The sequence below is a fragment of the Bradyrhizobium sp. HKCCYLS2038 genome (genome assembly GCF_051167655.1).
Taxonomy (GTDB): Bacteria; Pseudomonadota; Alphaproteobacteria; order Rhizobiales; family Xanthobacteraceae; genus Bradyrhizobium.
The window spans coordinates 1,977,970-1,993,364 of record NZ_JBNPTM010000001.1 but is presented as its reverse complement, the minus strand read 5'-3'; the positions used below and the strand labels follow the sequence as shown (position 1 = coordinate 1,993,364).

Annotated in this window: 9 protein-coding genes and 1 pseudogene; 4 read left to right on the top strand and 6 right to left on the bottom strand. The window is 65.3% G+C overall.

Annotated features, from left to right (window positions below):
• Positions 1 to 17: 17 nt before the first annotated feature.
• Entirely contained in the window at positions 18 to 179 is a 162-nt protein-coding gene (locus tag ACQR1I_RS08855) for a hypothetical protein (RefSeq protein WP_434870343.1), read from the top strand.
• 519 nt (positions 180 to 698) lie between these two features.
• Positions 699 to 4,364 (top strand): autotransporter domain-containing protein, encoded by a 3,666-nt coding sequence (locus tag ACQR1I_RS08850; protein WP_434870344.1) that lies wholly within the window; start codon positions 699 to 701, stop codon positions 4,362 to 4,364.
• A 263-nt stretch (positions 4,365 to 4,627) separates the two neighbouring features.
• Here ACQR1I_RS08850 and ACQR1I_RS08845 read toward each other — a convergent pair whose 3' ends face one another.
• The 6 genes from ACQR1I_RS08845 to ACQR1I_RS08820 all read right to left on the bottom strand — a co-directional run bounded on the left by ACQR1I_RS08845 (position 4,628) and on the right by ACQR1I_RS08820 (position 11,378).
• Positions 4,628 to 6,148, bottom strand: coding sequence for a tripartite tricarboxylate transporter permease (locus ACQR1I_RS08845; protein WP_434870345.1), 1,521 nt, complete (start codon positions 6,146 to 6,148; stop codon positions 4,628 to 4,630).
• Positions 6,149 to 6,281: 133 nt separating this feature from the next.
• Complete coding sequence (locus tag ACQR1I_RS08840) at positions 6,282 to 6,824, bottom strand: tripartite tricarboxylate transporter TctB family protein (protein ID WP_434870346.1); 543 nt, start codon at positions 6,822 to 6,824, stop codon at positions 6,282 to 6,284.
• Between the two features lie 32 nt (positions 6,825 to 6,856).
• Complete coding sequence (locus ACQR1I_RS08835) at positions 6,857 to 7,843, bottom strand: tripartite tricarboxylate transporter substrate binding protein (RefSeq protein WP_434870347.1); 987 nt, start codon at positions 7,841 to 7,843, stop codon at positions 6,857 to 6,859.
• A 132-nt stretch (positions 7,844 to 7,975) separates the two neighbouring features.
• Positions 7,976 to 8,773, bottom strand: coding sequence for an enoyl-CoA hydratase/isomerase family protein (locus tag ACQR1I_RS08830; RefSeq protein WP_434870348.1), 798 nt, complete (start codon positions 8,771 to 8,773; stop codon positions 7,976 to 7,978).
• Complete coding sequence (locus ACQR1I_RS08825; RefSeq protein WP_434870349.1) at positions 8,773 to 9,966, bottom strand: pyridoxal-phosphate-dependent aminotransferase family protein; 1,194 nt, start codon at positions 9,964 to 9,966, stop codon at positions 8,773 to 8,775. The genes ACQR1I_RS08830 and ACQR1I_RS08825 overlap by 1 nt, the downstream gene beginning before the upstream one ends.
• Before the next feature lie 212 nt (positions 9,967 to 10,178).
• On the bottom strand, positions 10,179 to 11,378 hold the full coding sequence (locus ACQR1I_RS08820) for a pyridoxal-phosphate-dependent aminotransferase family protein (protein ID WP_434870350.1): 1,200 nt from the start codon (positions 11,376 to 11,378) through the stop codon (positions 10,179 to 10,181).
• A 127-nt stretch (positions 11,379 to 11,505) separates the two neighbouring features.
• Here ACQR1I_RS08820 and ACQR1I_RS08815 point away from each other — a divergent pair.
• Positions 11,506 to 12,271, top strand: a pseudogene (locus ACQR1I_RS08815) (GntR family transcriptional regulator).
• Between the two features lie 118 nt (positions 12,272 to 12,389).
• Positions 12,390 to 15,344, top strand: coding sequence for an FAD-binding and (Fe-S)-binding domain-containing protein (locus ACQR1I_RS08810; protein WP_434870351.1), 2,955 nt, complete (start codon positions 12,390 to 12,392; stop codon positions 15,342 to 15,344).
• Positions 15,345 to 15,395 lie beyond the last annotated feature (51 nt).

Below are 15,395 nucleotides of genomic sequence, written 5' to 3'. Positions count from 1 at the left end.
TGTAAGGAGTAGCCTTCATGAGCGCGACAGAATTGAACGAATTTCTGACGGCGATGAACATCGTGCGTGACGTCAACGCGGCCGCTCTGAGCCATCCCGGCGCTCTTCCGTTCGACGAGACGATGCTCGACAACGACTCCGACTGGTACGACATGCCAGTCGTCGAGAAGGCCAACTAAGAGTTTTCTGGATCGCTTCTCTTCTCATATTGAGTCTGCTCGAAGCCTTCGTCTCAGTCCGGACGGAGGCTTTTGCTTTTGAGCACGAGGCCCGGCACGCCGAGTGGCGAGCGGGCCTGATCCGTCTCTCCGCAACAAAAAAAAGCCCGACGCAAGCGCGCCGGGCGAGGTGATCGTCTCGGGAGGAAACATCAGGACGCGATGACCAGAGATCAGGCACCGCGCGTGAGCAGCACAACGTCTGCCCATGAATGAAGCCTACCACTGCGCTGCCTAAAATGCTGTCATCGCAAAGACACAACCTCTGGAGAAGCGCGGAAGCGTTTCGAACAACGGTCCGCCGCACAGCATCCAGGCTCCGAAGACGTGGCGACGGTGCCACAGTCCGGATCTCATTCGGATCGCGGCGCCATCCACTCAAAAAGTCACAGTTCCCTTCAGCGTGAATTTGCTCGCACGTCGTCGGAACCTGCGCCCTTGTTCCGGCGCCGGCTACTTTGCGTTGCAGAAGGGTCTGACGTGCCGAGCAACACCAAGCTTCCGTTCGAAGCGCTCCGGCCGCCGCGGCACGTGCGGCGACGCTGGCTGTCGGCCACGGCGCTGGTGTCATCGCTATTGATGACCAATGCGGCTCTCGGACAGGCGACCAGTGGCGGCTCGGGGGGCGCTTTGTCCTCCACCCTGACGAATGGCGGCGCCAGTTCGGCTGTTGGTGGCGGAAGCGATGGCGGTAATGAAGTGAGCCCGTTCATCGGCGCCGGCGGTGGTGGTTCTGGGGTCATTGGCGGCTTCGGCGGAACGGCTGGTTCAGGGGCCGTGTTGGGTGGCGCAGGCGGCATTGGGCCAGGAGACAACGGCAGCACCGGAGGTGCAGGCTTCACCAGCAGCAGTGGAGGCGGCGGAGGCGGAGGCTCGCACGGTGCTCTCGTCACGGCCGACACTACAAACGCCACGACGGTCGTCGGCGGAAACGGTGGGCGGGGCGGGGCGACCACTGGCAATCATGGCGGCGGCGGTGGCGGCGCCGGCGGCTATGGCGTCGTCATCGACGGCAATGGCCTCATGTACAGCAATGCTGGTACCCTCCGCGGAGGTCGCGGCGGCGATGGCGGCAGTGCCAACGGCGGCACCAACGGCTATGGCGGCAATGGGGGTGACGGCGGCTACGGCGCATTTCTGACCGGCACCGCAACTCTGCTCAACCAGGGCGGAACGATCACAGGCGGCAATGGCGGCACCGGCGGTGCTTCGTCAAATAGCGGAAGCAGCGCCAGGGGCAATGGAGGAGCGGGCGGCGATGGCGTCGTCTTCGCGGTCGGCGGTACGCTCGTGAACTCCGGCATCATCACCGGCGGTCAACAAGGCGCAAGCGGCGGCGGTGGCGGTGGCGGTCAGACGGGCCTTCCCGGCGACGGGGTTCGCGGCAGCAATCTGGCCATCATCAACAGCGGGACGATCTCAGGCGGAACAGATCTGACGAACGCCGTTGCCGGCAACGCCATCACCTTCATTGGCGGCAGCAACGTTTTGGAGATCTGGGCGAGTTCGATCATCAACGGCAATGTGATCGGCACGAACAGCGACACCTTCCGGCTCGGCGGCACTGCGAACAGCACGTTCGACGTCGCAAACATCGGGGCGTCGGCGCAGTACCAGGGCTTCTCGGCGTTCGTGAAGACCGGGACCAGTACGTGGACCCTGACTGGGACGACTACCGCTGTGACGCCGTGGGCGATCAACCAGGGCATGCTCGCCATCTCGTCCGACGCCAATCTCGGCGCGGCGTCCGGCGGACTCTCGTTCGACGGCGGGACACTGCAATATCTTGCGGGCTTCAGCTCCAGCCGCAACATCACGCTCAATGCCGGCGGCGGCAGCTTCGACACCAACGGCAACAATGCCACGCTCGGCGGCACGATCAGCGGCAGCGGCGGCCTGACCAAGCTCGGCACGGGCATCCTGACGCTGACAGGCGCAAATACCTACACCGGCGCGACGGTCATCAATGGCGGCACGCTGCAGGCGGGCGCCTCCGGCGTGCTCGCGACCGCCAGCGCGTTCACGGTCGCCGGCGGCGCCACGCTCGATCTCAACGGCTTCGATCAGACGATCGGCTCACTCACCGGCGCGGGTGCCGTCCTGCTCGGCGCCGGCACGCTGACAGCGGGCGGCGACAACACGACCACCACGTTCACCGGTACGATCTCCGGAAGCGGCGACTTCACCAAGTCCGGCTCTGGCACGATGACCGTTGCCGGCAGCACGAGCTACACCGGCGCCACCACGATCAATGCCGGCACTTTGAAGACCGGCGCCTCCGGCGTGCTTGCGACCGCTAGCGCGTTCACGGTCGCCGGCGGCGGGACGCTCGATCTCAACGGTTTTGACCAAACCATCGGCTCCCTCACCGGCGCGGGCGCCGTCCTGCTCGGTGCCGGCACGCTGACAGCGGGCGGCGACAACAGCAGCACGACCTTCTCCGGCGCGATCTCCGGGAGCGGCGGCTTCACCAAGACCGGCAGCGGCCGGATGATCCTCACCGGCACCAGCAGCTACACCGGCGCAACGATCATCAACGGCGGCGTGCTCGACGTCGAAGGCGCTGTTACCAATACGGCGGGCATGACCGTGAACTCCGGCGGCACGCTGATGGGCGCGGGCCTGGTCGATCCGCCTATGACCGTCAACATCAACACGGGCGGCACGCTGGCGCCGGGCAACGGCACCGCCGCCTCGTCGATGACCATCGTCGGCAATCTCGCCTTCCAGTCGGGCGCGTACTACCTGGTGCAGCTCGATCCCACGACGGCCTCGTTCGCGAGCGTCACCGGATCGGCCGTCCTGGGCGGCGCGGCCGTGAACGCCAACTTCGCCACGGGCGCCTATGTCGACAAGCGCTACACGATCGTGACGACGGGGGGCGGCATCTCAGGCAGCTTCGGCGCGCTGAACACCAACCTGCCCGCCGGCTTCAAGACCAGCCTGAGCTACGATGCAACAAACGTCTATCTCGACTTGATGCTTGCCTTCGCTCTGCCCGGCGGCCTCAACGGCAACCAGAAGGCGGTCGGCGACTCGCTGTCGGCGTACTTCGATCGCACCGGCGACATTCCGCTCGTGTTCGGCCGGTTGAACCAGGCAGGCCTCACGCAGGCCTCCGGCGAGAGCGCCACCGGCGTGCAGCAGACCACCTTCAACGCGATGAGCCAGTTTGCCGGCCTGCTGACGGATCCCTTCTCCCCGCGCCAGGGCGGTGGAGCAAACAGCTATGCCGAAGCGCCCCGCAAGCACACCGATGCCTTCGCGATGCTGCCCGGCGAGCGGCCGCTCGATTTCGCGCAGCGCTGGAACGTCTGGGCGGCGGGCTTCGGCGGCTCGCAATCCACCAACGGCAACGCGGGCGTCGGCTCGAATGACACCACCAGCCGCATCGCCGCCACCGCTGTCGGCGCCGACTACCGGATCGCACCGCGCACCATCACGGGCTTCGCGCTCGGCGGCGGCGGCACCAGCTTCAGTGTCAACGGCTTGGGCTCCGGCCGCTCCGACCTGTTCCAGGCCGGCGCCTATCTGCATCATCACGTTGGCCCAAGCTATCTGCGGGCCGCGCTCGCCTATGGCTGGCAGGACGTTACCAGCGACCGCACCGTCACGATCTCCGGCACCGATCGCTTACGCGTGAGCTATCAGGCCAATGCCTGGACCGGCCGCATCGAGGGCGGCACGCGGTTCGTGGCGCCGATCGGCGGGATCGGACTGACGCCTTACGCGGCGGCGCAAGTCACCAACCTGCGCCTGCCCGCTTATGTCGAGCAGGCGGTTGCCGGCGCCTCGACCTTCGCGCTGAGCTATGCCGGCAAGACCGTCACCGATACACGCACCGAGTTCGGCCTGCGCACCGACAAGTCCTACGTCTTGAGCGATGGCGCTTTCACCCTGCGCGGCCGCGTCGCCTGGGCGCACGACTTCAATCCGGACCGCTCAGCCGCCGCGACCTTCCGGACGCTGCCGGGCGCGAGCTTCGTCGTCAACGGCGCGGCCCAGGCGCGCGACTCCGCACTGACGACGACATCAGTGGAGATGAGCTGGCTGAATGGCTGGAGCGCCACGGCGGCGCTCGAAAGCGAGCTCTCGAACGTAACGCGCTCTTACGCCGGCAAAGGGACAGTGCGCTACGCGTGGTGAGAGCTGGCTCGGCGTCATCTCCCCCGCGGCCGTCCTTCGAGACGCCCGCCTCCGGCAGGCTCCTCAGGACGGGGACGGAATGCGCGGCGGAACCAAGATCCGCTCCATGACTACGCGGTCGCGTGTTCATGCCCTGGTGTGAAGCGGCCGCTCCGTCGCTTGCCCTCATGGTGAGGAGCGCCGCGCCCAGACCGACGCAATTGGCAAACGGTCGAGCGCGGCGCGTCTCGAACCATGAGGCCCGAGACCGCGCCGCAGCCTCTCTACACCTCAGCCTTCGCCGCCGGCGCGCTTGATTTGCCGAAGCTCGCGACCAGCCGATCGATCAGCGGCCAGAACAGCAGCACGATCGCCAGCGTCGTGATGGTTCCAACGAGGCCGTTCGCCCAGAACACCTTCATGTTGCCGCCGGAGATGATCATCGACTGCCGGAACGCATCCTCGGCGCGGCTGCCAAGCACCAGCGCCAGGGTGAACGGCGCCAAGGGAATCCTGATCTTCTTGAAGACGTAGCCGACGACGCCGAAGCCGAGCATCAGCCAGACGTCGAACATCGCGTTCTGGATCGCGTAGGCACCGATCGCACAGGACACCACGATCATCGGTGCGACCGCCGCAAACGGCACACGCAGGATCGAGGCGAAGATCGGCACGGTGGAGAGTACCAGCACGAGCCCGACGACGTTGCCGAGATACATCGAAGCGATCAGGCCCCAGACGAAATCCTTGTGCTCCACGAACAGCAGCGGTCCAGGATTGAGGCCCCACACCATCAGGCCGCCGAGCAGGATCGCCGCCGTGCCGGATCCGGGAATGCCGAGCGCCAGCATCGGCAGCAGCGCCGCGGTGCCCGAGGCGTGCGCCGCGGTCTCGGGCGCGAACACGCCCTCGATGCGACCCTTGCCAAAACTGTCGGGATTTTTCGAGAACCGCTTGGCAAGATTGTAGCCCATGAAGGAGGCTGCGATCGCGCCGCCCGGCGTGATGCCGAGCCAGCAGCCGATCACCGACGAGCGCAGCAAGGTCATCCAGTATTTCGGCAAGTCCTTCCAGACCGCGAGCACCGTGCGCAGCGAGATCGACGCTGCGTGGCCACGCAGCGCGAGGCGCTCCTCCATGGTCAGCAGGATCTCGCTGATGCCGAACAGGCCGATCACGGCGACCAGGAAGTTGATGCCGCGGAGCAGATCAGTCGAGCCGAACGTCATCCGCAACTGCCCGGACACGGTGTCCATGCCGACGCCGGCGAGCAGCAGGCCGAGCGACATCGCAATGACGGTCTTGTGCTTGTCCTCGCGTCCGAGCCCGACGAAGGAGCAGAAGGTGAGCAGATAGACGGCGAAGAACTCCGGCGGGCCAAACTTCAGCGCGAAGGAGGAGATCCACGGCGCCAGGAAGGTGATGAGCAGCACAGCGACCAGGGAGCCGATAAACGACGAGGTGAACGCCGCCGTCAGCGCCTCCGCCGCCTTGCCCTGCTGCGCCATTGGATAGCCGTCGAAGGTGGTTGCGACCGACCACGCCTCGCCTGGGATGTTGAAGAGGATCGAGGTGATGGCGCCGCCGAACAGTGCGCCCCAGTAGATGCAGGACAGCATCACGATGGCCGAGGTCGGATCCATCGAAAAGGTCAGCGGCAGCAGGATGGCGACGCCGTTGGGGCCGCCCAGTCCGGGCAAGACGCCGACGAACACGCCGAGCACCAGCCCGACCATCATCAGCGCCAGCGTCTTCCAGGTCAGGAGAACCGCGAACCCGTGCAGCAGCAGACCCAAGGCTTCCATCAGAAGGCTTCCATAGTCAGTTCCACTTGCTCCGTCATCGCGAGGAGCGAAGCGACGACGCGATCCAGGAGTTTTCAGGCTCTGCTCTGGATTGCTTCGCTTCGCTCGCAATGACGGTTGGTGAGAGGATTGGTCAGTACCCGAACGCCGCTTCGAGCGGTCCCTTGGGCATGAGCACGTCGAACACGATATCGAAGGTCACGAACATCACTGCGCTGAACAGGAACGCCGTGAGCAGCGATTTCCAGATCGCGATCTTGCCGACGATGCGCATGAAGCCGGCGATCAGCAGGAAGCTCGCGACATAGATGCCGAGAAACTGCATGGCGATGCAGAACAGCAGCGTCGGCACGAACACCGCCATGACGCGGCGCAGTTGCGCCCGCGTCACAAAGGTCTCGACTGCCTCCTTGCGCGACAGATACGCCGCGCCGATGCCGTAGAGGCTGGCGCCGCCGAGGATCACCGAGAGATAGAACGGGAAGTAGCCAGGCTCCGGACCGGTCGAATCCCAGGACGCGCCGGTCCGCCAATTGTCCCAGGCGAGCACGACGGCCAGCGCAAGCAGCAGCAGCGATGCCGCGACGTCGACGGCCCGGCTGGAGGTGACCGCCGGAGAATTCTCCTCCGGCGCGGTCGGATCGTCGACGGCGATCTCGAGCTCAGCGTTGGACATCGACCTTCCCTAATTCCCTCGCCTCGCCCGGCCTACTTGGCGACGAAGCCGGCTTCCGTCATCAGCTGCTTGTTGAGCAAGCCGTCCTCTTCGAGGAACTGCAGCATGTCCTTGCCGGTGAGGAAGATCGGCTTCAGCGCCTGCTTCTCCATGTAGTCCTTGTATTCAGCCGTCTGCACCAGTTTGCTGAACAGGTCGACATAGAACTCCTGCTGCTCCTGGGTCACCTTGCCCGGCAGGAACATGCCGCGCAGCATCAGATACTGCACGTCGAGCCCCTGCTCCTTGCAGGTCGGGATGTCGTTCCAGGACTGCGTCTCCGTCACCTTGGCGGTGTAGGAGATGCGCTCCTTGTCGAACACGCAGAGCGGACGGACCTGGCCGGCGCGCCACACCTCGAGATTCTCGGACGGATTGTTGACGTTGGATTCGGTGTGGCCGCCGACCAGCTGGGTCGCGGCCTCGCCGCCCGACTTGTAGGGCAGATAGGAGAACTTGGCGCCGGTCTTCTTCTCCATGAACACCGTGAGCACGTGGTCCTCGCGCTTCGAGCCAGTGCCACCCATCTTGAACGGCGAACTCGACGCCTTGGCGGCCTCGATGAACTCCTTCACGGTCTTCGGACCGTTGACGTTGTCCCACAGCACGAACTGATCGAGCGCGATCACAGCGATCGGCGACAGTTCTTTCCAGTCGAACGGCAGCTTGGCCGACAACGGCAGCATGTAGATCAGCGAATAGGCGATCAGGACCTTGTTCGGGTCGCCATCGCTCGACTTCATGTACATCAGCGCCTCGGCGCCCGATGCACCGCCCTTCAGCGAGACGACAACCGGCTGCTTCAACAGATTGTTCTTCTGGATCGCGGCCTGCATCATCCGCGCCATCTGATCGGACGCACCACCGGCGCCGGCGGCGACGACGATCTCGACCGGCTTGGTCGGCTCCCAGCCGGCAAGGGCCGGCGCGGCTGCGAAAAGGGCCACCGTGGTGGCCGCGATCTTGATCAGGTTGCGCACGTGTTTTCTTCCCCGTTCCAAGCGCCTGCTTGTATCCTACCAGAATACTGCCCGCTTAGTGTGGTCACTTCAAGAACACAAGCGAGATGCGGCCTCCTGGCGTCGACATAAGGTCGCAAGAGCGGCATCGGACTACTTGCCCTTCCAGTTCGGCGCCCGCTTGTTCAGGAACGCGTCCATCCCCTCGCGGAAATCCTCGCTCATATAGGCGCGCAGGATCAGGTCCTCGCCCTCGTCGCGCGACAGCGTACGGCGGATCCGGCGCACCGCCTCCTTCGTCACCTCGAGCGTGATCGGCGCATGCGAGGCGACGAGCTTCGCCGTCTCGAGCGCGCGCGCCTGCAGGGTGTCGACGTCGGGCACGATCTCGTTGAGCAGCCCGAGCGCGAGCGCCTCCGGCGCCTCGACCAGCCGCGCCTTGAAGATGAGATCCTTGGTGCGCGCCGGTCCGATCAGCGACACCACCCGCGAGATGTTGGACATCGACAGGCAGTTGCCGAGGGTGCGGGCGATCGGAAAGCCCATGCGGGTGGTTTCGGTGCCGATGCGGATGTCGCAGCAGGCGGCGATGCCGGCGCCGCCGCCGGTGCAGGCGCCCGCGATGGCTGCGATCACCGGCACGCGGCACATTTCCAGCGTGCCGAGCACGCGGTCGATGCGCGCCTCGTAGTCGAGCGCGTCCTGCGCGGTCTTGAAGGCACGAAACTGGGAGATGTCGGTGCCGGAGGCGAAGGCCTTGTCGCCCGCACCGGTCAGGATCAGCGCCTTGATCGACCGGTCGGCGTTGATAGCCTCGCAGATCGAGGCCATCTGGTCGTACATCGCGAAGGTCATCGCGTTGCGCGCCTGTGGCCGGTTGAAGGTGATCTTGGCGATGCCGTCGTCGACGGCATAGATCAGATCGTCGGAGCCGGTCACAGGTGCGGTCATCAGGCCACCTTCGGAATCGGCGCCGCCTCGCGCGCCTTGAGGACGTCCATCGCCGCGAGCACGCCACCGGCGCGATGCGGCACGCCTGCGAGCGCAAGGCCCATCTCGACGCCGGACAGCGTGCCCATCAGCATCAGGTCGTTGAAATGACCGATATGGCCGATGCGGAACACCCTGCCCTTGATCTTGTTCAGGCCGGTACCGAGCGACATGTCGAAATTCTCCAGCACCGTCTTGCGGAACTGATCGGCATCATGGCCCTCGGGCATGACGACGCCGGTCAGCGCTGGCGAGTGCGCCTGGGAATCCTGACACTGCGTATCCAGGCCCCACGCCTTGACGGCGGCGCGCGTCGCGAGGCTGTGGCGGCGGTGGCGCGCGAACACGTTCTCGTGGCCCTCCTCCTCCAGCATCTTCAGCGCCTCGTTGAGGCCCATCAGGTGATTGCAGGCCGGCGTGTACGGGAAGGTGCCGAGCTTGTTGAAGGTGATGATCTCCTGCCAGTCCCAGTAGGAGCGCATGCCGGGATTGGCCTTGGCGACGGCGAGCGCCTTCTCCGAGACGGCGTTGAAGCCGAGGCCCGGCGGCAGCATCAGGCCCTTCTGCGAGCCGGCCACGGAGACGTCGATGCCCCAGGCGTCGTGCTCATACTCCATCGATCCGAGGCCGGAGATGGTGTCGACCATCAAGAGCGCCGGATGGCCGGCGCGGTCGAGCGCCTTGCGCACTTCGAGCGGCGGCGTGAGGCAGCCGGTCGAGGTCTCGTTGTGCACGACGCAGACGGCCTTGATCTTGTGCGCCTTGTCGTCGACCAGCCGCTGCTCGATCGCGGCGATGTCGGCGCCGTGACGCCAGTCGCCTGCGACGAAGTCGACATCGAGCTTGAACTTGTCGGCGATGCCCTTCCACAGCACCGCGAACTGACCGGTCTCGGCCATCAGCACCTTGTCGCCGGGCACGAGCGTGTTGACGATGGCGGCTTCCCACGCGCCGGTGCCGGACGACGGATAGATGATCACCGGCTGCTTCGTGCGGAAGATCCGCTGCGACGCCGCCAGCACGGCGAAGCCGAGCTCGGCGAACTCCGGACCGCGATGATCCAGCGTCGGCATGTCCATCGCGCGAAGCACGCGGTCGGGCACGTTGGTCGGCCCCGGAATTTGAAGAAAATGCCGTCCTGTGTGCACAGTCATTGGCGTCCATCCCCGGTCACTTGGTTGGTGCGCGGACGTGGCATCCCACGCGCTCGCCGCGCTTTTCTCCCGCCAGACCGCTGGCGTCAACACAGAAGACGCGAGCTCCGATCGCTTCGGGCCGACATCTCTCAGATGCACACAAAACTCCCACTTCTGTGCAGTGCGGCATGATCGGATCGCCGGAGCAGCTGCACCCGAGCGGCCTCAATTCACCAGGCCAGATGCAGCGGCGCATTGCCGGGCAAGGGTTGCTCCAGAACTGCCATCGCTGCATCCACACCGCCAGCCCGATGCGGCACGCCGGCGGCGCGCAGCCCCATCTCGACACCACTCAGCGCCGCCATCAGCGTCAGCGCGTTGCACTCGCCGAGATGGCCGATGCGGAACACCTTGCCCGCAACCTTTGAGAGGCCCGAGCCGAGCGACATGTTGTAATTGTCCAACACGACCTGGCGGAACGCATCGGCATCGTGCCCGGGCGGCATCAGTACAGCAGTCAGAACGGGCGAGTAATCCTTCGCCTCCTGACACAGCACTTCCAGGCCCCAATGCTCGACTGCGGCACGGGTCGCCGCCGCAAGCTTCCGGTGGCGGGCGAACACCTGGTCGAGGCCCTCCTCGAGCAGCATCGCAATTGCTTCACGCAGGCCGTAAAGCAGGTTCGTCGCCGGTGTGTACGGGAAGAAGCCGTTCGCATTCAGCTTCAGCATGTCCTCCCAATCCCAGAACGAACGCGGCACCTTGTTGGTCTTGGCGACCGCACGAGCCTTGTCCGAGATGGCATTGAAGCCAAGCCCCGGCGGCAGCATGAGGCCCTTCTGCGAGCAGGACACGGCGACGTCGACCTTCCACTCGTCGAAGCGGAAGTCGGCCGACGCCAGTCCCGAAATCGTGTCGACCATCAGCAGCGCCGGATGCCTGGCGCGATCCATGGCGGCGCGGATCTCCGCGATCCGGCTGGTCGCGCCGGTCGAGGTCTCGTTGTGCACGACCATCACGGCTTTCAGCTGATGCGCCGTATCGGCCGTGAGCTTCTCCTCGATCGAAGCGGGATCGACGCCCCGACGCCAGTCGCCGGGGATGAGATCAACCTCGATGCCCCACCGTGCCGCCATCTGCCGCCACAGCGTGGCAAAGTGGCCAGTCTCGACCATCAGCACCTCGTCGCCCGGCGACAGCGTGTTGACGATCGCAGCCTCCCACGCACCCGTCCCGGAGGACGGGTAGATGATCACCGGGCTGGTCGTCTTGAAGATCGTCTGCGAGCCGCTGAGCACGGCCTTGCCGAGTTCGGCGAATTCGGCGCTGCGGTGATCGATCACCGGCATGTCCATCGCCCGCAGCACGCGTTCGGGAACCGGACTGGGACCCGGAATGTGCAGAAAATGTCGACCTTGATGGCGGGTCACGGCCAGAAATCCGGGTAGGAGGCACTATGACACCAATGATTGCATGCAAAATTTTTCCATACAAGCAGATAATCGCATTCATATATAAGGTCGACCCAATCCGTATCACCCGCTACAATCACACCACATGAGTTCCACGATTCCCGACATCGAGACCCCCCTCCGTGGCAGATCCTGACGTTCGCTCGCCCTCGGCGCGCGACGAGACCTCGTTGCATGACGAGATCCTCGCCCGGTTGCGCGACTACATTGTCGAGGGCCATGTCGCCGATGGCGGCCGGCTGTCCGAACGGCAATTGTGCGAAATGCTCGGTGTCTCACGCACCCCCTTGCGCGAGGCTCTCAAGGTTCTGGCTGCCGAGGGTCTCGTCGAACTGCTGCCCAACCGCGGCGCCCGCGTCCGCCCCTTGAGCGCAGCCGATATCTGCGAGCTGTTCGATCTAATGGGCGGCCTCGAAGGGCTCGCCGGGCGCCTCGCCTGCGAGAAGATTTCAGATGAAGCAATCGAAAAAGTCGAGCAGCTCCATCATGATATGTACGGATTCTACATGCGGCAAGACATGCAGAACTACTTCCGCGTGAATCAGATCATCCATCGCGCGATCGTCGAGGCCGCGGCCAACGCGACGCTTCAAGCGAGCTATGAGAGCCTCGCAGGACGCATCCGCCGGGTGCGCTTCTCGGCCAATTTGGCCCACAAGCGCGAACGCTGGAGCGAAGCCATGCGCGAGCACGAGCAGATCCTGGATGCGCTGCGCCGGCGCGCCGGCAGTGAGCTGTCGGACATCCTGTTCCTGCACCTCCGCAACAAGGGTGCGGCCGCGATCGCGTACTTCGCAGAAGCCCAGGGCGGCGCGACATTCGCCGGCGCAAAGGCGACGGGGGTAGACTAAGGTCGAGGGCGGCCGGGCAAAATTGCATGCAATCCGGTTGACGCTATATCTTAAATGATTGACATCGGGTCGAGGCCCGTGGAACTGCGACGCGACCAGGGCCGTCCCGGGGATTATCATGCCGAACGCCAAAGCCGGTCCGTCCAGCCTCGAACAGAAGCTCCGCGCGGAGATCAAGGGCGATGTCTTTTTCGACGCCTTCAACCGCGGCCGCTACGCCACCGACGCCAGCTTCTACCAGGTCATCCCTGCCGGCGTGGTCGTGCCGCGCACCATGGACGAGGCGCTGCGCGCGTTGGCCATCGCCCGCGACGACGGCCACATTGTCACGCCCCGCGGCGGCGGCACGTCGCAATGCGGCCAGACGGTCAATGAGGGGATCGTTGTCGACTTCTCCAAGCACCTGAACCGCATCGTTTCGCTGGATGTCGAGGCACGCACCTGCGTGGTCGAGCCCGGCATTGTGCTGGACGACCTCAACCGGCAGCTGAAGAAGCATGGCTTGTGGTTTCCGGTCGATGTCTCCACCGCCTCGCGGGCGACGATCGGCGGCATGGCCGGGAACAATTCCTGCGGCGGCCGCTCGCTGCGCTACGGCACGATGCGAGACAACACCATCGCGATCGACGCCGCGCTCGCCGACGGCACGCTGGCGCATTTCGGCGAAGTGCCGCGCGATCTGAATGACGTCAGCGTACCGGACAATGCCCGCGCCTTGTTTCGCGACATGCTGGCACTCGGGGAGCGCGAAGCCGCCGAGATCGCCGACAAGTTTCCCAAGGTGCAGCGCCGCGTCGGCGGCTACAATCTCGACGCGCTGACGCCGCGCAATGCCGCCAGCAATCTGGCGCATCTGCTGGTCGGCTCCGAAGGCACCCTCGCCTTCTCGACCCGCATCGAGCTGAAGCTGTGGCCGCTGATCCGCACCAAGGTGCTCGGCGTCTGCCATTTCGGCAGCTTCTACCAAGCCATGGACGCGGCCCAGCACCTCGTCAAGCTGAAGCCGATTGCGGTCGAACTCGTCGACCGCACCATGATCGGGCTCGGCCGGGACATCGCGATGTTCCAGCCGGTGATCGCTGCCGCCGTGCGCGGCGATCCCGACGCGATCCTGGTGGTGGAGTTCGCCGAGGAGACCAAAGACGAGAACCTCGCCAAGCTGAAGCAGCTCTCCGAGCTGATGGGCGATCTCGGCTTCGCGTGGACGAACGAGCCACGAAAATGGGGCGGTGTCGTCGAGATCACGGAGCCTGCGCTGCAGACCGCCGTCGCCGACTTCCGCGCCGCCGGGCTCAACGTGATGATGTCGATGAAGGAGGCCGGCAAGCCGGTGTCCTTCGTCGAGGACTGCGCCGTGCCGCTGCCGCACCTCGCCGACTACACCGCGCGCCTCAATGAAGTCTTCGCCAAACACGGCACCCGCGGCACGATGTATGCGCATGCCTCCGAAGGCTGCCTGCACGTTCGTCCGGTGCTGAACCTGAAGCTGGAGAAGGACGTCAAGGCGATGCGTGCGATCGCCGAGGAGGCCTTCGCGATGGTCCGCGAATACAAGGGCTCGCATTCCGGCGAGCATGGCGACGGCATCGTGCGCTCGGAATTCCACGAGCAGATGTTCGGCAGCCGCATCGTCGCCGACTTCAGGGAAGTGAAGCAGCGCTTCGACCCGCACAACATCCTCAACCACGGGCGTATCGTCGATCCACCCAAAATGGACGACCGATCGCTGTTCCGCTATCCGCCGGACTATCGCGTTGACGACATCAAGACAGTGCTCGACTGGTCGGCCTATCCGGGTGCCGCCGGCGGCTTCCAGGGCGCGGTCGAGATGTGCAACAACAACGGCGCCTGCCGCAAGCTCGACGGCGGCGTGATGTGCCCGTCCTATCGCGCCACCCGCGACGAGAAGGATGTCACGCGCGGCCGTGCCAACACGTTGCGATTGGCGATATCAGGCCAGTTGGGCCCCGGCGCCCTCTCATCCGACGAGATGATGGAGACGCTGAAGCTGTGCGTCTCCTGCAAGGCCTGCCGCCGCGAGTGTCCGACCGGCGTCGACATGGCGAAGATGAAGATCGAGGTGCTGGCGGCACGAACTCAAACGCACGGCCTCACCCTGCGCGATCGGCTCGTCGCCTATCTGCCGCGCTATGCCGACCTTGCTGCCCGCTTGGCGCCTCTCGTGAACTTGCGCAATCACGTGGCGCCGTTGCGGGCGCTGATGGAGCGCGTCGCCGGCATCAGCGCCCAGCGCAAGCTGCCGGCTTTTCGACGCGACACTTTCCGCCTTGATGCCGATGCGTTCGGCCCCGAGGATGGCCGCGAGGTCGTGCTGTTCGGCGACACCTTCAACCGCGTCTACGAGCGCGAAAATCTCGACGCCGCGTTGCGCGTCCTGATCGCCGGCGGCTACCGCGTCTACCTGCCCCGACCCGCCGATGGCGGCCGCGCGCTTTGCTGCGGCCGAACGTTCCTGTCCGCGGGTCTGGTGGACGAAGCCAAGTCCGAGCTGCAGCGTCTGGTCGAGACCTACGCCCCATTCGCTTCACGTGGCGTTCCGATCATTGGGCTGGAGCCGAGCTGTTTGCTGACGCTGCGCGACGAGCTGCTGTCGCTGCGCAACGACACCACGGCGAAGACGATCAGCGCGCATGCGCTGCTGCTGGAGGAGTTTTTGGCACGCGAGGCGGAAAGCGGCCGGCTTGCGCTCCCGCTCGCCCCGCTCCCCGGCAAGGCGCTGCTGCATGGGCATTGCCACCAGAAATCCTTCGCCGCCTTCAAGCCGGTCGAACAGGTGCTGCGTCTCATTCCGGAGCTGGAGGTGGAAACGATCGAGTCCTCCTGCTGCGGCATGGCCGGCGCCTTCGGCTATGGCGCCGAGACCTACGAAGTGTCCATGCAAATGGCCGAAGCCTCGCTGCTGCCGGCCGTGCGCAAGGCGGACAGCGCCACCTTCATCGTCGCGGACGGCACCTCCTGCCGTCACCAGATCCGGGACGGGGCCCACCGTGGCGCCCTTCACGCTGCGCAGCTCCTGGCGATCAGCCTGGAGCGAGCGAAGCCGAGCGCGTAGTTCATGCGTAGGCAGCCGCGGAACGCGATCGCAATGTTCGTCATCGCGAGG

Excerpts from the sequence above, each read along its gene's own strand:
- ACQR1I_RS08830 (WP_434870348.1), bottom strand. The coding sequence starts at position 8,773 with ATGACCGCACCTGTGACCGGCTCCGACGATCTGATCTATGCCGTCGAC.
- ACQR1I_RS08840 (WP_434870346.1), bottom strand. The coding sequence starts at position 6,824 with ATGTCCAACGCTGAGCTCGAGATCGCCGTCGACGATCCGACCGCGCCG.
- ACQR1I_RS08810 (WP_434870351.1), top strand. The coding sequence starts at position 12,390 with ATGCCGAACGCCAAAGCCGGTCCGTCCAGCCTCGAACAGAAGCTCCGC.
- ACQR1I_RS08855 (WP_434870343.1), top strand. The coding sequence starts at position 18 with ATGAGCGCGACAGAATTGAACGAATTTCTGACGGCGATGAACATCGTG.
- ACQR1I_RS08845 (WP_434870345.1), bottom strand. The coding sequence starts at position 6,148 with ATGGAAGCCTTGGGTCTGCTGCTGCACGGGTTCGCGGTTCTCCTGACC.
- ACQR1I_RS08825 (WP_434870349.1), bottom strand. The coding sequence starts at position 9,966 with ATGACTGTGCACACAGGACGGCATTTTCTTCAAATTCCGGGGCCGACC.